The organism is Frondihabitans cladoniiphilus, assembly GCF_039544345.1.
Lineage (GTDB): Bacteria > Actinomycetota > Actinomycetes > Actinomycetales > Microbacteriaceae > Frondihabitans > Frondihabitans cladoniiphilus.
The window spans coordinates 823,672-839,410 of record NZ_BAABLM010000001.1; the positions used below are offsets into that span (position 1 = coordinate 823,672).

Sequence of the window (15,739 nt, forward strand, 5' to 3'; positions counted from 1 at the left end):
ACGCGCGATTTCACGGAGAACACGTCGTTCGAATGGCGCGTTCTCCGTGAAATCGCGCGTTGTCGAGGCCGAGGCGTCAGTCGCGCGGGGGCACGACACCGAGGGCCGCCAGCACGACGTCGTCGATCACGGCGACGAAATGGCTTCGCTCGACGGGCCCGGATCCGGCGCTCAGAGCGTGCGTGCTCATGGCCGGAACGACGGCAGCCAGCAGGGGGATGCGCGGGACGAGACCCGCAGACACCTCGCCTCGCTCGACGGCCCGTTCCAGCAACCGCCGGTAGACGTCGACGTACGGCTCGGTGACCTCCGCCCGCACGATCGGCGCCAGACGCGCCGAACCACGCGCGGCCGACGCGAGGTTGAGGAAGATCGCGAGACGTCGGGCCGAACCACCCAGCCACGGCGAGTCGACGACGGCGAGGAGGTCGGCACGCAGGGAGCCGAGGTCGGGCAGGTCGTCGACCTCGGGCGGCCTCCCCGCGGCGCGGATCGCGGCGACTATCAGGTCGTCTTTGGTCGCCCAGCGTCGGTACAGCGTGGTCTTGGCCTTGCCCGTGCGCGTCGCGACCTCGTCGAGGGTGACCCGGTCGTAGTCGCGCTCGGCAAGCAGGTCCAGCGTGGTCGACAGGACCAGTGCATCCCGCGAGTGATCGAACGGCCGACCAGGCCGCTGACCGTCCGGCGCCGACCGGTCGACACGGGCATCGCTTTCGGAACCCTTCACAACGACGACCCTACGGCAGGATGCACGAATTACGCTACTGAGGAGTAGCGTAATTGGCGAGGCGGCCGACTTCCGGTCGCCGAGAGGAAGGCACCATGGACATCAACGGATCGGTCGTCGTCATCACTGGAGCGTCCTCCGGCATCGGAGCGGCGACGGCTCGCGCGGCCTCTGCGGCGGGGGCGCGTCTCGTGTTGGCCGCTCGGCGCGAGGATCGCGTGCAGGCACTCGCTGCCGAACTCGGGCAGGCGATCGCCGTTCGCGCCGACGTCACCGACGCCGACGACGTCGCGCGCGTCGCGAAGGCCGCCCTCGACGCCTACGGTCGCATCGACGTGCTCGTCAACAACGCCGGCCAGGGGCTCCAGGCCACGGTGGAGCAGCTGGCGGTCGAGGACTTCCGCGCGGTGCTCGACCTGAACGTGGTCGCGCCGCTCGCGATGATGCAGGCCGTGCTGCCGGCCATGCGGAGCCGGGGAGCGGGAAGCATCGTCAACGTGAGCTCGGGCACGACGTTCGCCGACGTGCCCGGCACCGGCGGCTACGTCGCCTCGAAGATCGCGCTCGAGAGGCTGTCGGCGATCGCCCGGAACGAGCTCGAGGGCACCGGGATCGCGGTGTCGACGGTCATCCCGTTCGCCACGAGCACGGAGTTCCTGACGTCGATCCGGGCCGGCCGCGACGACGCCCTCGCGATGACTGCGGGTGCCGACTTCGACACGCCCGAGCAGGTCGCGGACGCCATCCTCGAGCTCATCCGCACCGGTGCGCCGCGCCTCGACCTCGTGCCGGCGGCCTACGGCGGCTCGCGCTGAGCGGCTGAGGTTCGGGGGCGTCTGCGGTTCGCTGGCGTGTGCGGTCCCCTGGCGTCTGCGCCCGGGCCGCGGTTCGCCCGGGCCGCGCTAGGTCGGGCCTCAGTCCTCCGGCTTGATCAGGCAGAACGGGTGGCCTGCGGGGTCGAGGTACACCCGGAACGAGGGCGTCTCGCTGCCGGTTCTCGTTGCCCCCAATGCCAGCACTGCAGGCTCGGCGACCTCGAAGTCCTCCACTCGCACGTCGAAGTGGAACTGCTGCGGAACCGACTGACTCGGCCACTCCGGCGCGTGGTAGTCCGCGACCTGCTGAAAGGCGACGAGGGGTCGCCCTCCGCCCGGCGGCACGAGCTCCGCCCAGTCGGGGTCGTAGCCCACGATCTCGTAGCCGAACAGCTCCGAATAGAACCGCGCGAGCACCTGCGGTTCGGGGCAGTCGACGATGACCAACTCCAGTGATCCGATCATGCGGCCCAGAGTACGCGCGCTCCGCTTCTCGAGGGGCTCTTTGGGCGGGTGCGTCAGCCTGGGAGTCTTCGGCGGCGGTCTGCGTCATCGGGTCCGCCCCGGACGGCCACCGGCTGCACGGTGTTTCACGTCGCCGGGGGATGCACCGCCGCGCCGGCCCCGGCAATCGGTTCATTCCCGCGAGCCGTTGTCGCTTCGGGTGAATTCACGCTGGGCGACAACCCGACCAGTTGTCCGTCCAGGTGAATTCACGCCGGCCTACAACTCTCCCGGAGCAAAAACTGCGCCTCGGGGATGTACCGCCCACCGCTGCAACGGCCGGCGGTTTGACACGTGGCCGGACGGTGCCCCAGAGTTCGGTCATGACTGGCGTCGGAGTTGCCTCCCTGATCCTCGGCATCATCGGAATCGTCCTGGGAGCCGCCCTCCTCCTGTGGCGACAGGCGAAACTGCGTCGAGGGGCCGACCCGCGGGCCGATGTCGAGATCGGACGGCGAGAATCCTCGTGGGCACCGCCCGTCCTGCTGGGGCGAGGCATCGGATTCCTGGCGGCGGGTATCGCGATCACCATCGTCGCGCTGACCGGTGCCGTCCGTTAGAGAGCTAGAGGCCGCCGCCAGCAGGAGCAGGGGATGAGACACGCATGAGATCCGACAGCCCGTTCGCCTACGAGTCGGGCGACAACAAGTTCTCGGGATGGATGCGCTGGGCCCAGCGCCGCGCCTACCCCCTCTGGGCAGTCCCCGTCGGGTTCTTCGTCGCAACGGCCGCCCTGTTCGGGCTGACGATGCTGTGCCTCTTCCTCTTCCTCCCGAAGAGCAACGTGCCCACTCTCACCGCCGACATCGAGAAGGTGCCCGGGGTCTCGAGCGCGCAGATCACCTCCCGCGCCGACCGGGTGCAGACGTTCGAGGAGACGGTCACGGTGCACCTGAGATCCGGCACGACGGTCGCCGATCCCAAGGCCCTCGTGAGCTATCTCGTGCGGATGGCCTGGGCGGCCGACGGGGGAGAGCCCGAGCAGGTGGTCGTGAACGTCGATGGTGGTGCATCCGTGAACCTGTTCCTCGCTGCCGTCGAAGACGGCTGGAACGGTGCCACCGGGGCGGGCCGAACCGTCGAGGTCGACGGGCAGTACCTCCGTCCGACTCTCGGCGCGTACCCTGGCGCGGTTCCGGCCGCACCTCTGCACGCGGTCACCGTGGCCGTCGGCTGACGCTCGTGAGCCCTCCCCTCGCCCGCCGCGCACCCCGACTCCGTGACGGCATGCCGGCCGACCGTGAGGCCTGCGTCGCGCTCTGGACCGCGAGCTGCGCCGACCGCGACGGAGTCGCCCATCCGGGAGTCGCCGAGCGGGCCCGCCCGAAGTTCGACCACTCGGCGGGCTGGGTCGTCGCCGAGGACGCCCGCGGCCACGTGCTCGGCTTCGCCCTGGCCACCGCGGCCGGAACCGGCGTTCCGACCGACCCGCCCGACGCCGCGTTGCTCGGGCTCCTCGCCGTGCATCCGTCAACCAAGGGCCGTGGCGTGGGTCGCCTGTTGCTCACGTCGATCGAGGGCCGACTGGCAGCCGGGGGATGCGAGACCGCCGTCCTCCACGTCCTCACCGACAATGCCGTCGCCGTGCGACTCTACGAGGCGGCGGGGTGGCGCCCCCTCGGAGCCCCCTTCGAGCATTCGCTCCTGGGCCGGCCCACGCAGACCTACGTCCGGCGCCTCGGCGCTCCTGAGTCGTCGACAAGCTCCTGAGCGACACGGGGCTCCTGCCTCACTGCCCCGGGACCGCAGGCTTGCCGAGACGATTCGTCGCGGCACCCCGATTCCGTTCCGGCCCGGTGGTCGGGTCTTGCGTCACCTCGGCCACTGCCTCGACGACCTCACCACGCTGGTCCATCGGCTTCGCCTTCCTGATGAGAAGGGCGATGATCAGCGCGATGGCCGACGCGACCACGATGAAGACGATCACGATGTTCCACGCGGCCCGTGTCGGCGCGGTGGTCTGCGGAACGACCGACGAGGCGAGCAGCAGGCCCACCAGTGCCGTCCCGACGGCCTCGAACAGAGTGCGACCGACTCCGTAGATGATGCCGACCGCCTCGCCCGTGTTGTGCGGCGGCACGACCTCGACGATGAGATTCGGAAGCCCCGCCAGGATGAAGGCGCTCCCCACACCGGTGAAGACCGTGGCGAGAATCGCCACGGGGAGGTTGTGGACCCCGATCGCGAAGCCGATGAAGCCCACGATGGCGAGCACCACGCCGATCGAGAGCGTGACCTTCGCGCCGCGACGGGCGGCGATGCGGCCCGCCACCGGTGACAACACGAACCCGACGGCACCGACGATGAGACCGTAGAGAGCGGCGACCGTCGGCGTGAGGCCGAGACCCACGGGCAAGCTCGTCGGGCTCTGCATGAGGATCGGGTTGAGCAGCGACCCGGCGGCGAAGACCCCCAGGCCGATCAGCGCGGTCGCGACGAGGGTCATCGTGAGGGCCGGATCGCGGAAGATCCGGAGGTCGAACATCGGGCTGGTGATCCGCAGTTCGACGACTATCCACACCGCGATCAGGACGACGCCGAGAACGATCAGGCCGACGGCGAGCGGGCTTCGCCATCCCGCTCCGCTTCCGGTGTCGATGCCGAACAGGACGGCCGCGACGGCAGGAGCGAGGAGGACCGCCCCGACGACGTCGAGTCTCGTCTTCTCGCGGGGGGCGACCACCGACCTCGGCAGGATGAAGATGGTCAGGAGCAGCGCGACGATCGACAAGATTCCCGACGCCACGAAGATGAGGCGCCACTGCCCGAGCCCCAGCAGGACCCCGGCGAGGAGGGCGCCGAGCGAACCGGCGATGAGCGCGGTTCCCGTGGTGAGCGAGACGAGGACGGGCACGCGCGGCGCGGGAACCGCCTCCCGGGCGATGCCGACGAGGAGGGGGAACACCGCCGCGCTCGTCCCTTGCAACGCGCGCCCGATGAGGATCCCCTCGTAGCTGCCGAGAGCGGCGCTGACGGCCGATCCCGCAATGGAGAGCACGAGCAGGATGACCAGCATCCTGCGGCGACCGTAGACGTCTCCCAGGCGGCCGACGAGCGCGACGGTTCCCGCCCCGACCAGGAGGAAGACCGTGATGGTCCAAGAGACGGCGGCGATGTCGATGTCGAGGACCCTCTCGAGGGTCGGCAGGGCTACGTAGACCATGAGCTGCTCGAAGATGCCTGTGGCCTCGATCACGATGAACACGATCACGATCAGCGCATACGGGCGGGCTCTCTGCGGCGTCGCGCCGGTGGAAAAGGGAGACGTCATTATCTGTCCTTCGTTCGTGCCCGGATCCGGTCGTTCCGAAGGGTCGGAGACGTGATCATGGGCCCACTTCTTTGTGTGTGAGTGCGACTGTAGGATCGGAATCAGCAACAATCCACGACCGAATGGGCAGGATTCCATTGCCGCTGAGGTCGCAATAGGCGAAGATCGGCCGATGGAACTCCGACACCTCCGCCATTTCCTCGCCGTGGCGGAGACCCTCAACTACACGCGGGCTGCGCGCTTGCTCAACATCTCCGGGTCGCCCCTGAGCAGGAGCATCCAGCAGCTCGAACTCGACATCGGCGCGCCGCTCTTCGTCCGCGGCACGCGCAAGGTGGAGCTCACGCCTCTCGGCGTCGCGCTGATCCCGCACGCGACCAGGATCATCACCAACTTTGACGATCTCGAGCGCGATATGAGACGCCGGGTCCACGGGCACGTCGAGCTCTACGTCGGCATGCGGTCGGTGCCGCCGGAGTTGATCCGAGCCGTGATCGACGACGTGATCCGACAGGCGGAACCCGGCGCGGACGTTCGGCTCGAACCCCTCGACTCATTCCTGCAGATGGACCACATCCTCTCCGGCAAGCTCTCGCTGGGGCTCGTCAACCGGCGCAGCGAAGACAACCGACTGGAGTACCTCGCCGTGCTGCACGAGGCCCCGGGGATCGCTCTGCCGGACGAGCCGCGCTACCGCGAGCTGACGGACGTGCATCCCGCGGACCTGGCCGGCCTCCGGCTCCTCCTCCAACCCGGATCCGACCGGAACGCGCCCGAGCTCCAGCCCTTCGTGCGCGAGGTCCTCGAAACCATCGATGTCAGCTCCGACATCGTCGGCGGGATCGCGGCCATGGTCGCGGCGGGCGGGTCCTGCTGCGTGACCGTCGCCAATCCGAGTGCGCCCTGGCACCGCTACCTCGCGGCCGAGGGCGTCGTCATCCGACCTCTCGCTCTCGACTCCGTCCGCGCCGTCACCTACCTGTGCTGGCGCACCGATCGGGACTCGGCCCAGGATCTCGGCCCGATCCTCTCGATCGCGCGTGACCGGTTCCTCGCCCCGATCGAGTTGTGACCTCAGCCCGCGGCCGTGATCCCGCCGAGGTCGAGTTGACCGGTCGTCAAGGCGCCGACGACGCCGCCGTCCACGAGCAGATCGGTTCCGCTGATGAAGCCGGCAGCGGGGGAGAGCAGGAACCCGGCCGCCGTCGCGATGTCCTCCGGCGTCCCGAGGCGTCGCGCGGCCGAGCCGTCGATCATGGCCCTCATGGCACCACCCGTGGGGCTGTCGAGTTCGGCCAACCCCATCGGCGTCGCGATGACGCCCGGGCTGATCGAATTGATGCGGGCGCCCTTCTTGCCCCAGGCGACGCTCGCGGCCCGAACACGGAGCGCATTGGCTCGTTTGGCGAAGCTGTAGGCGCTCCCGCCGTTGTCGAACTGGTCGGCAGCCGCTAAGGGGAGGCGAGCGATCTGGTCGGACGGGGTCCGGGCGAGCCGCACCTCCTGCTCGGGCGGCAGCGGCTGCATCATGTGCCCGCCCATGCTGGCGATGACGACACCCGCGCCGCCGGGGGCGATGACGTGCTCGAACTCGGCGAGCACGTGCGCCACACCGACGAGGTCGACGGCGAGGATGGCCTCGACGGAGGCCTGGACCGGCGAGAGCCCCGCCGTGTGCGCGAGTCGCGTGACCGACCCGAGTGCGGCAGCCGCGACCGCGAGCTCGTGCACGGAGTCGAGCGACGAGACGTCGACGACGTGGGTGGTGACGTCGAATCCGTCGCCGCGGAGGCGCGTCGCGGTCGTCTCCAGGGAGTCGCGATTGAAGTCGGCGAGCAGGATCCTGTCGCCGGAACCCAGGCGCCGCGCGATGGCCTGCCCCATGCCGCCCACGCCGACGACCGCGAGGACGCCGGTCATTTCTGAGCCTCGAACGCCCGGGTGGCCTCGGCCATGGAGTCGTCGTCCGGATCGATGAGACCGAACCTCCTCGCCTGGACGCGGGCCTTCTCGATGCCGAGGAACTCGTCGAAGCCGGCGGTGCTCAACCGGCTCTCGATGCTCTGCGTCGACGACTCGGCCTTGAGGACCTCGAGGGCCTGTTGCATCCCCGCCTTCGCCGCGATGTGGGCGAGGCCGTAATAGAGCACGACGTCGGCACCCTGTGCGGCCTGGTCGGCGGCGGACTGGCGCGGGAAGTCCGGCACGTAGATCGGCACGCGCGCATCGGATGTGAGGCGAGCCCAGGAGTCCGCGTCGAGGAATCCGGCGATGAAGAGACCGTCGGCGCCGGCCTCTTGATAGGCGAGAGCGCGATCGACACCCGCCGAGGGGCCCTCGACGCCGATCGAGTCCGTGCGCCCGATGATCAGGAAGTCCTCCGAGTCGCGGGCGTCGACGGCGGCCTTGATCTTGTCGACCGCCTGCCCGGTCGGGATGACCGACGACTTGATGGTCAGGTGCTTGCCGAAATCGTGGTCTTCGATGTGAGTGGCCGCGGCGCCCGCGCGCTCGAGCACCTGGACTGCTCGCGCGACGTGGATGGCGTTGCCCCAACCGCCCTCGCCGTCGACGATGAGGGGGACGCCGGCGATCGGTGCGAGACGGCGGGCTTGGTCGGCCATGTCCTCGAGGCCGATGTAGCCGATGTCGGGCACGCCGTACCGGGTGGCTCCGGTGGCGTAGCTGCCGATGTACGCGGCCTCGAATCCGAGGTCACGGACGAGGAGGGCCGAGATCCCGTCGTAGATCGACGGGACGACGAGGGGGTGACTGCCGGCGATCGCCTGGCGAAGGGTGGATGACATGACGGTGTTCCTTTCCGGTTCGGGCTTCAGATCCAGGTCGCGCGCATCGCGACGCGATCGAGGGGGGTGCCGCCGATGACGACGGACGAGATCCTGCGAGTGCTCGTGATGTCGGTGAGCGGATCGTCGTGCAGGATCAGGAGGTCGGCTCGCTTGCCTGCGACGAGACTCCCGCGGTCGTGGAGGCCGAGCATCTCTGCCGGGCGCAGGGTGGCTGCCGTGATCGCGTCGAGAGCGGGCATGCCGGCGACTACCATCGCCTCGAGCTCGCGGTGCTCGGCGTAGCCTATGAACTGGTGCATGACGCCGCTGTCGGCGGAGAGCAAGACACAAACGCCGGCCGCGAGGTAGTCGCGCAAGCCCCGCTCGAGAACCGCGTATCCCTCCCGGAGTCGATCGTCGACCTCCTCCGGGATGGCCGCCATCATGGCGCGCACGCCCGACGTGTCTTCGACGGGAACCGTCTCCAGCAGGGTCGGGTCGTCGAGCCAGCCAGGGCCTGCCGGCAGCGCCCGCTGGATCCCCATCGACGTGAACACGAAGACGTCCTTCGCGACGAGCATGTCGAGCAGTTCCTGGTCGGGGCCGGGATTGCGCACCATGTGCGCGGTTCCGTCGGCACCGGCTGCGACGACGCCCTTGGCGTCGTCGAGCTCGTAGATGTGGGCGATCGCCCGCAGCCCGTGCCGGTGCGCCTCGTCGATGAGCGCGGCGTAGACCTCGGGGGCGAGCTTCTCCTTCGTACCGTCGCGGGAATCGACCCAGAACTTGATCACGTCGGGTCGCTTGGCCGCGACGGCACGAACGGCCGCGCGAGCCTCGTCGGGGCTCGACACCTCGAGGATGGCCTCGGGCGCGAAGAACGCGCCTCCGTTCGTGCTGCCCGGCGTGGGAGCGGCGAGGCCGGTGGCAGCCGAGAGGAGGAGGGCCAGCTCCGGATCGTCGAGGGTGCCATCGCGCTGCTCGTTGCGGATCGTGATCTCGATGTCGTCGCGGTCCGTTCCCAGGGACTGGAAGACGCTGACGCCGTAGTAGCTGAGTCGACGCAGATGGTCGAGGACGTTCTCGCGCGAGAAGTTTGCGGCGTCGGTCACTCCGTGCTTCAGGTAGCCGATGTGACCGTGAGGGTTCACGATCGTCGGCATCACCGTCTTGCCCGCCAGGTCCACCGAGGCGAGAGACTCGTCGGACGGCGCTTCGGACATCGGCCCCACGGACTCGAGGAGGCCGTCCCGCACGAGGAGGAAGCCGTCGTCGATCGGCTCGGAGCCGTCGCCCCGGATGATTCGCGCACCGGTGTAAAGAGTCCCGCCAGCCATACCGCAGACCTTTCGTCGTTGAAGGATTACAACGCTACGGGTCACAAAGAGTGCGGTCCACGACCATCTGGCTCGTCGATTACAGCTTCTGAGGTCCTAATGCCGTCATCGACCGAAGCTTTCGGGGGTTCATGAGCCAGAGCAACTGGTCGATACCGGAGTCGGACGTCGTCACGCTGAGGATGGTGAACGGAACACCGCCTCGCGACACCTCGACAGCGGGCCTGCCGTTGGCCTCGACCCATACGATGTCGACGCCGGTCCAGAAATGCGAGGAGAAGGCAGCGACGAATCTCGCGACACGGGCTCGACCGAGGATCGGTATGCGGGCCGCGAGCTTCACGCCTCCACCGTCGGAGTAGCTGACGACATCCTCCGCAAAGAGCTTCTCGAGGCTCGCTACGTCGCCCGACTGCGCGGCGGTGAGGAATGCACTGAGGAGGCGCTTGTGCTCGGGCGCGGGTGCGGGCCTTCGCCTCTCGGCGGCGAGGGGCTGCCTGACACGGCTGAAGAGCTTGCGAGCACCGGCCTCGGAGGTGCCGATGATGTCCGCGATGAGCGGGTACGGGTAGTCGAAGGCCTCACGAAGCACGTAGGCGGCGCGTTCGGCCGGCGTCAACTTTTCCAGCAACAGCAAGACGGCGTACTCGATGGCTTCGCCCCGCTCGGCCCCCAGCGACGGATCGGCCCTCGTATCGATGGGGTCGGGGAGCCACGGTCCGATGTAGGTCTCGTGCCGGGCGCGGGCGGACTGCGCGACGTTCATCGCCAGTCTCGTCGTGCGATCTCGAGGGTGCCGTTGAGCGGTTCGCCGGCGGTGGCGCGGGCGACGGCGGTGGCGACGTCGTCCGCGGCGATCGGCTGGATCAGAGCGTGCGACAGGTGAACATCCTGGCCGACCGTGGCGGCACCGGCGATGCTGTTGACGAACTCGAAGAACTGGGTGGCGTGCACGAGCGTGTAAGGCTCGCCGGAGTCGCGGATCAGTTTCTCCTGGGCGACCTTGGCGCGCATGTAGCCGCTCTCCGGGAGGTTCTGCGAGCCGACGACGGACAGGGCGACGTGGTGCTTGACGCCGGCCTCCTTCTCGGCTGCGAGGATGTTCGTGGTCGAGCGGGTGAAGAAGTCCAGGACCGCGGCGTCTTCGAACGACGGCGAGTTGGACACGTCGAGCACGACGTCGACGCCGGTGAGAACGTCGGCCAGGCCTTCGCCGGTCAGGGTGTTGACGCCCGAGCTGGGCGAGGCGGAGACTGCTTCGTGGCCGTGCTCGGTGAGCTTGGCGATGGTGCGGGAGCCGATGAGTCCGGTTCCGCCGATGACGACGATCTTCATGGTGTGCCTTCCGATGATGCCGGGGCAGCTGTGCCATCCGGTCAACAGCTAAGACAGGACCGCCCTCGAAGTTGTGACCACCGGCGGAAAAAGACGTCGAGGCCCCGCCGGTCAGGCGGTGAGCTGACGAAGCATCTCGGCCGAGTCGTGCAGGTTGGTCATGTGGACGAATCGGCCGTCGCGCACCTTGTAAATCGCATACTCCACGATCTCGAAGGAGTTGCCGGTCGGAGCGACGCCGAGCCATTCCTTCGTCGGTGTACCCGTGTTGACCGCCCTCACGGCGATTCCGTCGCGGTCGAAGAGAATCTCTTCGACGTCCCAACGAATGTCGGGGACGGCGTCGACGATCCCTTTCAGAACTCCGACGACGTCGTCCCGACGGGCGTGCTCACCCCCGGCGAGTACGTCGTCGGCGATGAATTCGTCCATTCCGTCGAACTCGTGAGCATTGAGTGCGGCGGCGTAGCGGTCGTACCAGGCGCGGAGGTCGGCGTTGGTCGTGGTCATGGGGTTCTCCTCAGGGTCGCCCGTCGGCCAGGCGATCGACAGCCGACGGGACTAATTCGGCACCGATGGGTGCCGAAGTGACCGTAGCACAGCGAAACCGATCGGTGCAGAAGGCGTATGGTTCCCCTATGGAACAAGCGCAACTCGGTCGACCTCGTGGCTTCGATGCCGACGACGCTCTCGAGAAGGCGATGCTCGTCTTCTGGCAGCAGGGCTTCGAGGGGGCGAGTCTGACCGAGCTGACTCACGCCATGGGCATCTCCCGCAAGAGCCTGTACGCGGCGTTCGGCAACAAGGAGGAACTCTTTCGACAAGCGCTTCAGCGCTACACGAATGGCCCGGCGTCCTACGTCGCACGTGCCCTTCAAGCCTCGACCGCTCGCGAGGTCGCCGAACTCTTCCTCGCCGGTGCGGCCCAGGCGACGACGATGCCGGACAGCCCTGCCGGATGCCTCGGGGTCCAGGGGGCTCTCGCGACCGGCGACGCCGCCGCTGCGGCGAGGAACATCCTGGCCGGGTGGCGAGCGGACGGCCAGGAGCTCCTCTCCGAGCGTTTCCGCCGAGCCGTCGCCGAGGGCGATCTTCCGGCCGCGGCCGATCCCGACCTGATCGCGCGCTTCGTCATGACGACGGGAAACGGCATCGCCGTCCAAGCGGCCACGGGCGCTACATGCCAACAGCTCCAAGCAGTCGCCGACCTCGCACTCCGGCACTGGCCGCCCGTGTGAGACGCGGTCTCAGAGGCAGACTTGCCCCTTCGCGTCTCGCTCACGCGCCGAGGCGACGCACCGCCCGGGCATTCGACGTACGACGCTCAACGGGGGAGCGCGAAGACGAAGCTGTCCTCCGGATCCCACCTGAACTCGTCGTCGCACCGGTAGCCGCGAAGCCAGGGCCGACCCTCGACGACCCGCAGATAGAACCCTTTGGGGTGCTCGGCATCAGCACGCGGGGGAGGAGAGGCGATGGTCAGGGATGCGGATGGGGCGCGTCCGTTCGACATCACCGCGTCGGGGGCCGTGGCTTGTCCGGGCAGCGCAAGGCGGAGGTAGGGCGCGGTATCGAGGGGGCACAGAACCAACCCGCTCTCGACTCCGGCCCGGAAGAGGTGGGGGAGCGTCGCCCCATCGGCGAGACCGAGCTCGGCGACGGATCGTTCGACGAGAGTGACGACTCCGGGCTCGGGTCTGTCGAAGACCGCTTCCTCGAGCAGGGTCGAAGCCGACGGGTTCAGTTCGACGCCGGCCACGCCGAGAGCCGCGAGCAGCTCCGCGCGGGGCATCGTTCCGTACTCGAGGGTGAGCGGCTCGGTGAGGGTCGGGTGGCGCATCCCCCCAGCATGGCGGATCGGTCAGGGCAGGGTGCCGGTACGACACCGGACGGAACCGGGCTGCGCCGCGCGGCCTCGAAAGGTCTCAGCCGCCGACGAGCCCACCGAGCAAGGCGAAGGCCCGATCCACGTGCTGCTGCAGCGGGGTGCCGGGCGTAGCGCGCCACGAGCCGATGGCGTGTCCGAGCACACCCCAAGCGGTCCGCGCGACGAGAGCCGCCTCGTCCGAAGCCGCACCCCGAGCCACCAGCAGGTCGACGAGCAGGCCGATGAGAGTGACCTCCTTGGCCGCCGCGCGCTCTCGCAGGCCGGGCGTGACCTCGATCAGCGCCGCGAGTCGATCGCCGTCCACCCGGTTCGCCTCGAGCCGCGGCACGATCAGGTCGACGGTGCGACGCATCGCCTGCCAGGACGCTATGTCGCTCGGAACGGACGAAAGCGCCGCGGTCACCCACTCGGTCAGCATCCGCTCGCCGTCGAACAGCACCTCGCGCTTGTCGGGGAAGTGCCGGAAGTACGTGCGCTCGGTCACCTCGGCCCGCGCCGCGATCTCGGCGGTGGTCACGTCGTCGAACCCTCGTTCGGCGAACAGTTCGAGCGCGGCCTTGGTCAGGCGCTCGCGCGCTTCCTTCCCGCTCCTCGGCATGCAGACAGCGTAGCGCACGTAGCGACAGCGACTGTCACAACGTGGTAGCGTCTGCGACTGTCACTACGGATGCAGGGGCGGATACACACGACCCACGGCGAGGGAACGGAACCTCACCGGCGCGCCGTGCTCAGCCGGCCCGAGCATCCCACGTCAATTCTGAAGGAGAGCGCCATGAGCGAAGTCGAGTCCCGGGTCGTCCGATTCCACGAGGTGGGGGAGCCCCTCGACGTCTTGCGGGAGGAGCGGACTCTGATCGCCGAGCCCGGGGAGGGGAAGATCCGGATCCGCGTGTCCGCCACCGGGCTGAATCCTGCCGACTGGGAGCTGTGCCGGGGCTTCATGCCGGGCGTCCTGCCCCGCGGCATCGGCTTCGACGTCGCCGGCACCGTGGACGCGCTCGGCGACGGCGTGACCGATGTGGCGGTCGGCGACCTCGTCTTCGGAGCCTCGGACTTCGCCGTGCAGCCGAGCGCCGGTGCCGCGGACTTCACGATCATGAGTCAGTGGTTCGCTGTTCCGGCCGGGCTCGATGTCGTCCAGGCCGCCGTCCTGCCGATGGTGCTGCAGACCGCCGTCTGGAGTCTCGACCTTCTCGAAGTGCAGCCAGGCGAGACGGTGCTGATCCACGGCGCCGGCGGCATGGTCGGCTACGCAGCCGTGCAGGTCGCGCTGCGTCTCGGAGCCCGCGTGATCGCCACCGCTGGCCCGACGTTCGCCGGCGACCTCGAAGGGTTCGGAGCGCAGGTGACCCCGTACGGATCGGGAATGGTCGAGCGGGTCCGGGGGCTCGCCGACGGCCCCGTGCAGCACGTGCTGGACGTCTCGCGTCCGAACACCGGCGCCATCGCCGACCTGATCGAGATCGCGGGGGATCCCACGCATGTCGTCACGATCTCGAACCACGACGAGGCGCGCAGCCAGGGTGCTCGGGTGAACGTCGACGAGCTTCTGGCCGCGGGCGGATACCCGTCGTCGGCGTTCCTGGCCGACTACGCGGCGCTGGCCGCTCGAGGGGAATTCACGTTGCCGATCGCGGCGACGTTCCCGCTCGGCGAGTGGCGGGCCGCTGCCGAGCTCAGCCTGTCGGGGGCGCCGCACGGGAAGGTGGTGCTGGTGCCGTAGCCGTGGCGCTTACTGGCGCCGGTCGAACACACCGCACCGGCACGAACATTCCGCCTAGGCGTGGTGTTCGTGCCGCCGGGGTGTGTTCGAGCGGCACGGGCCGGGGGCGCGCCCGACCTCAGTTGATGATCTCGCCCGCGGTCGCCGAGCGACGGGTCGAGCGCGGCTCTCCTTCGGGGGAGTGGGCGGCGACCGGAATCGGCCCTACTATTCGAGAGTCCGACGGGGGGTCCCATGCCATTTTTTCGAGCGGAGACAGCCGTCGAGCTCTCTCCGAGCGAATCCGTCCTGTGGTCGGGCCGCCCTGACCCCGACGTGATCTTCACGCCCGCCGACTTCTTCTTCATCCCGTACAGCGTCTTCTCGGCGCTCGTCGGCCTGTACATCTCCTTCGTTGCCTTCTTCCTGGCGCCCCTTGCCTACGCCGACGACTTTCCGGGTCTGGGCACTACCGCCATCGCAATCGCTGTTGCCGTTGACCTTGCCGTCGTCTACACCCTGGTGGGACGCTTCTTCGTGAAGCGGTGGATCAAGCAGCGAACGTCGTACACGCTCACGACGCGTCGGGCGATCGTCAGCGCTCCTCTCGGACAGGGTCGCGGAGCCGGGCTATCTCTTCACGCTCTCAGGGTGCATACGTCTCGCGACGGTCGTCATGTGAGCGTGTCGTTCGACGGACGTTTTCTCGCTTGGGCGCGGGTGGACCACGGGAACACGGGCCTCGATCTGCTCAACACCTGGCGACTTTCGACCGCCTTCTACGACGTCGCCGAGCCGGGCGAGCTGATCCAGGCCTTGGAACGCATTCCGGAGACGACGTTCGCTCGCCAGCCGAAGCCGAGCGCTGAGAACTTCTTCGGTGTGCAGGTCGCGGTCAGTGTGTTGGAGCCGGGGCGGAGGTCGCGCATTCCGGTCATCGAGCACCAGGCGACGGAGGTGGGGTGGCGTCAGGAGACGGGTCTGCTGCGGCTCTCCGACGATGGCCTCCAGGTCGAGGTCTGGCTCGGCAGATCCCGTGTCGGACACCTCGCAGACCCGTCCTTCGAGTGGCCCGAGATGTTCAGGTCGGTCGACGGACTCGTCCAGACCACGCTGCTCAGAACGGGTGACGTCCTGTGGGCGGACGTGCCGGTGCCCCGGGGCTCTTGAATCCCTTACGACCGCGGGGGGTCTGACGGGGGCTTTTTCACAGGGGCGAACAAGAATCAGGCTGGGCCCGGGCCAATCGAGCCCCTCGTGCTCTTCCAGGGGCGTGAAGCCGAGCTGGCGTTATTCGAGGAGATCGGAAGGGCCTCGACGATTCGTGGCGTCTCCTTCGGAGATGACACCGAGGGCGTCATCTACCGAGCG

Annotated in this window: 19 protein-coding genes; 8 read left to right on the forward strand and 11 right to left on the reverse strand. The window is 68.6% G+C overall.

All coding sequences use genetic code 11. The features are described from left to right. Positions 1 to 76 precede the first annotated feature (76 nt). On the reverse strand, positions 77 to 727 hold the full coding sequence (locus tag ABEA39_RS03790) for a TetR/AcrR family transcriptional regulator (protein ID WP_345373368.1): 651 nt from the start codon (positions 725 to 727) through the stop codon (positions 77 to 79). A gap of 95 nt (positions 728 to 822) precedes the next feature. On the opposite strand from ABEA39_RS03790, the gene ABEA39_RS03795 reads away from it, so the two are divergent. Then, positions 823 to 1,542, forward strand: a complete 720-nt coding sequence (locus ABEA39_RS03795) for an SDR family NAD(P)-dependent oxidoreductase (protein ID WP_345373370.1) — start codon at positions 823 to 825, stop codon at positions 1,540 to 1,542. 99 nt (positions 1,543 to 1,641) lie between these two features. Here ABEA39_RS03795 and ABEA39_RS03800 read toward each other — a convergent pair whose 3' ends face one another. After that, positions 1,642 to 2,007, reverse strand: a complete 366-nt coding sequence (locus ABEA39_RS03800; RefSeq protein ID WP_345373372.1) for a VOC family protein — start codon at positions 2,005 to 2,007, stop codon at positions 1,642 to 1,644. Between the two features lie 362 nt (positions 2,008 to 2,369). On the opposite strand from ABEA39_RS03800, the gene ABEA39_RS03805 reads away from it, so the two are divergent. Genes ABEA39_RS03805 through ABEA39_RS03815 form a run of 3 tightly spaced genes read left to right on the forward strand, consistent with a single transcriptional unit; the run spans position 2,370 to position 3,756 of the window. Next, positions 2,370 to 2,606 carry a hypothetical protein gene (locus ABEA39_RS03805; protein WP_345373374.1) on the forward strand — a complete coding sequence of 79 codons (237 nt, stop codon included), beginning with the start codon at positions 2,370 to 2,372 and terminating at the stop codon, positions 2,604 to 2,606. A 44-nt stretch (positions 2,607 to 2,650) separates the two neighbouring features. Further along, the gene (locus ABEA39_RS03810) at positions 2,651 to 3,223 is read left to right on the forward strand and encodes a hypothetical protein (RefSeq protein ID WP_345373376.1); all 573 of its coding nucleotides are present in this window, start codon (positions 2,651 to 2,653) and stop codon (positions 3,221 to 3,223) included. Between the two features lie 5 nt (positions 3,224 to 3,228). Beyond that, positions 3,229 to 3,756 (forward strand): GNAT family N-acetyltransferase, encoded by a 528-nt coding sequence (locus ABEA39_RS03815; RefSeq protein ID WP_345373378.1) that lies wholly within the window; start codon positions 3,229 to 3,231, stop codon positions 3,754 to 3,756. 19 nt (positions 3,757 to 3,775) lie between these two features. Here ABEA39_RS03815 and ABEA39_RS03820 read toward each other — a convergent pair whose 3' ends face one another. After that, the gene (locus tag ABEA39_RS03820; protein ID WP_345373380.1) at positions 3,776 to 5,317 is read right to left on the reverse strand and encodes an MFS transporter; all 1,542 of its coding nucleotides are present in this window, start codon (positions 5,315 to 5,317) and stop codon (positions 3,776 to 3,778) included. A gap of 172 nt (positions 5,318 to 5,489) precedes the next feature. Between ABEA39_RS03820 and ABEA39_RS03825 the strand changes: the two genes are divergently transcribed. After that, on the forward strand, positions 5,490 to 6,389 hold the full coding sequence (locus ABEA39_RS03825) for a LysR family transcriptional regulator (protein WP_345373382.1): 900 nt from the start codon (positions 5,490 to 5,492) through the stop codon (positions 6,387 to 6,389). Positions 6,390 to 6,391: 2 nt separating this feature from the next. On the opposite strand, the gene ABEA39_RS03830 is transcribed toward ABEA39_RS03825, so the two are convergent. From ABEA39_RS03830 to ABEA39_RS03855, 6 genes are all read right to left on the reverse strand, one after another. Beyond that, positions 6,392 to 7,237, reverse strand: coding sequence for an SDR family oxidoreductase (locus ABEA39_RS03830; RefSeq protein ID WP_345373384.1), 846 nt, complete (start codon positions 7,235 to 7,237; stop codon positions 6,392 to 6,394). Next, entirely contained in the window at positions 7,234 to 8,124 is an 891-nt protein-coding gene (locus ABEA39_RS03835) for an isocitrate lyase/PEP mutase family protein (protein ID WP_345373386.1), read from the reverse strand. Before ABEA39_RS03835 ends, ABEA39_RS03830 begins: the two co-directional genes overlap by 4 nt. Positions 8,125 to 8,150: 26 nt before the next feature. Next, positions 8,151 to 9,443: an amidohydrolase family protein gene (locus ABEA39_RS03840; protein WP_345373388.1), complete on the reverse strand. Its 1,293-nt coding sequence runs from the start codon at positions 9,441 to 9,443 to the stop codon at positions 8,151 to 8,153. Between the two features lie 79 nt (positions 9,444 to 9,522). Further along, positions 9,523 to 10,209, reverse strand: coding sequence for a sigma factor-like helix-turn-helix DNA-binding protein (locus ABEA39_RS03845; protein WP_345373390.1), 687 nt, complete (start codon positions 10,207 to 10,209; stop codon positions 9,523 to 9,525). Continuing rightward, positions 10,206 to 10,778 (reverse strand): SDR family oxidoreductase, encoded by a 573-nt coding sequence (locus ABEA39_RS03850; protein ID WP_345373393.1) that lies wholly within the window; start codon positions 10,776 to 10,778, stop codon positions 10,206 to 10,208. Before ABEA39_RS03850 ends, ABEA39_RS03845 begins: the two co-directional genes overlap by 4 nt. Before the next feature lie 111 nt (positions 10,779 to 10,889). Continuing rightward, positions 10,890 to 11,288: an ester cyclase gene (locus ABEA39_RS03855; RefSeq protein WP_345373396.1), complete on the reverse strand. Its 399-nt coding sequence runs from the start codon at positions 11,286 to 11,288 to the stop codon at positions 10,890 to 10,892. Between the two features lie 128 nt (positions 11,289 to 11,416). Here ABEA39_RS03855 and ABEA39_RS03860 point away from each other — a divergent pair, with 128 nt between their 5' ends. Then, positions 11,417 to 12,016: a TetR/AcrR family transcriptional regulator gene (locus ABEA39_RS03860; RefSeq protein ID WP_345373398.1), complete on the forward strand. Its 600-nt coding sequence runs from the start codon at positions 11,417 to 11,419 to the stop codon at positions 12,014 to 12,016. Between the two features lie 86 nt (positions 12,017 to 12,102). Here ABEA39_RS03860 and ABEA39_RS03865 read toward each other — a convergent pair whose 3' ends face one another. Both ABEA39_RS03865 and ABEA39_RS03870 read right to left on the reverse strand, forming a co-directional pair. Then, positions 12,103 to 12,618, reverse strand: coding sequence for a hypothetical protein (locus tag ABEA39_RS03865; RefSeq protein ID WP_345373400.1), 516 nt, complete (start codon positions 12,616 to 12,618; stop codon positions 12,103 to 12,105). Positions 12,619 to 12,703: 85 nt separating this feature from the next. After that, positions 12,704 to 13,264 carry a TetR/AcrR family transcriptional regulator gene (locus ABEA39_RS03870; RefSeq protein WP_345373402.1) on the reverse strand — a complete coding sequence of 187 codons (561 nt, stop codon included), beginning with the start codon at positions 13,262 to 13,264 and terminating at the stop codon, positions 12,704 to 12,706. A 174-nt stretch (positions 13,265 to 13,438) separates the two neighbouring features. Between ABEA39_RS03870 and ABEA39_RS03875 the strand changes: the two genes are divergently transcribed. Beyond that, positions 13,439 to 14,389, forward strand: coding sequence for an NADP-dependent oxidoreductase (locus tag ABEA39_RS03875; protein ID WP_345373404.1), 951 nt, complete (start codon positions 13,439 to 13,441; stop codon positions 14,387 to 14,389). 234 nt (positions 14,390 to 14,623) lie between these two features. Then, positions 14,624 to 15,538 (forward strand): hypothetical protein, encoded by a 915-nt coding sequence (locus tag ABEA39_RS03880; protein ID WP_345373407.1) that lies wholly within the window; start codon positions 14,624 to 14,626, stop codon positions 15,536 to 15,538. Positions 15,539 to 15,739: the final 201 nt, after the last annotated feature.

What these genes read in the sequence shown, in the direction of transcription:
- ABEA39_RS03795 (WP_345373370.1), top strand. Translation starts at nt 823, where the DNA reads ATGGACATCAACGGATCGGTCGTCGTCATCACTGGAGCGTCCTCCGGC.
- ABEA39_RS03800 (WP_345373372.1), bottom strand. Translation starts at nt 2,007, where the DNA reads ATGATCGGATCACTGGAGTTGGTCATCGTCGACTGCCCCGAACCGCAG.
- ABEA39_RS03805 (WP_345373374.1), top strand. Translation starts at nt 2,370, where the DNA reads ATGACTGGCGTCGGAGTTGCCTCCCTGATCCTCGGCATCATCGGAATC.
- ABEA39_RS03810 (WP_345373376.1), top strand. Translation starts at nt 2,651, where the DNA reads ATGAGATCCGACAGCCCGTTCGCCTACGAGTCGGGCGACAACAAGTTC.
- ABEA39_RS03820 (WP_345373380.1), bottom strand. Translation starts at nt 5,317, where the DNA reads ATGACGTCTCCCTTTTCCACCGGCGCGACGCCGCAGAGAGCCCGCCCG.
- ABEA39_RS03825 (WP_345373382.1), top strand. Translation starts at nt 5,490, where the DNA reads ATGGAACTCCGACACCTCCGCCATTTCCTCGCCGTGGCGGAGACCCTC.
- ABEA39_RS03830 (WP_345373384.1), bottom strand. Translation starts at nt 7,237, where the DNA reads ATGACCGGCGTCCTCGCGGTCGTCGGCGTGGGCGGCATGGGGCAGGCC.
- ABEA39_RS03835 (WP_345373386.1), bottom strand. Translation starts at nt 8,124, where the DNA reads ATGTCATCCACCCTTCGCCAGGCGATCGCCGGCAGTCACCCCCTCGTC.
- ABEA39_RS03840 (WP_345373388.1), bottom strand. Translation starts at nt 9,443, where the DNA reads ATGGCTGGCGGGACTCTTTACACCGGTGCGCGAATCATCCGGGGCGAC.
- ABEA39_RS03845 (WP_345373390.1), bottom strand. Translation starts at nt 10,209, where the DNA reads ATGAACGTCGCGCAGTCCGCCCGCGCCCGGCACGAGACCTACATCGGA.
- ABEA39_RS03850 (WP_345373393.1), bottom strand. Translation starts at nt 10,778, where the DNA reads ATGAAGATCGTCGTCATCGGCGGAACCGGACTCATCGGCTCCCGCACC.
- ABEA39_RS03855 (WP_345373396.1), bottom strand. Translation starts at nt 11,288, where the DNA reads ATGACCACGACCAACGCCGACCTCCGCGCCTGGTACGACCGCTACGCC.
- ABEA39_RS03860 (WP_345373398.1), top strand. Translation starts at nt 11,417, where the DNA reads ATGGAACAAGCGCAACTCGGTCGACCTCGTGGCTTCGATGCCGACGAC.
- ABEA39_RS03865 (WP_345373400.1), bottom strand. Translation starts at nt 12,618, where the DNA reads ATGCGCCACCCGACCCTCACCGAGCCGCTCACCCTCGAGTACGGAACG.
- ABEA39_RS03870 (WP_345373402.1), bottom strand. Translation starts at nt 13,264, where the DNA reads ATGCCGAGGAGCGGGAAGGAAGCGCGCGAGCGCCTGACCAAGGCCGCG.
- ABEA39_RS03875 (WP_345373404.1), top strand. Translation starts at nt 13,439, where the DNA reads ATGAGCGAAGTCGAGTCCCGGGTCGTCCGATTCCACGAGGTGGGGGAG.
- ABEA39_RS03880 (WP_345373407.1), top strand. Translation starts at nt 14,624, where the DNA reads ATGCCATTTTTTCGAGCGGAGACAGCCGTCGAGCTCTCTCCGAGCGAA.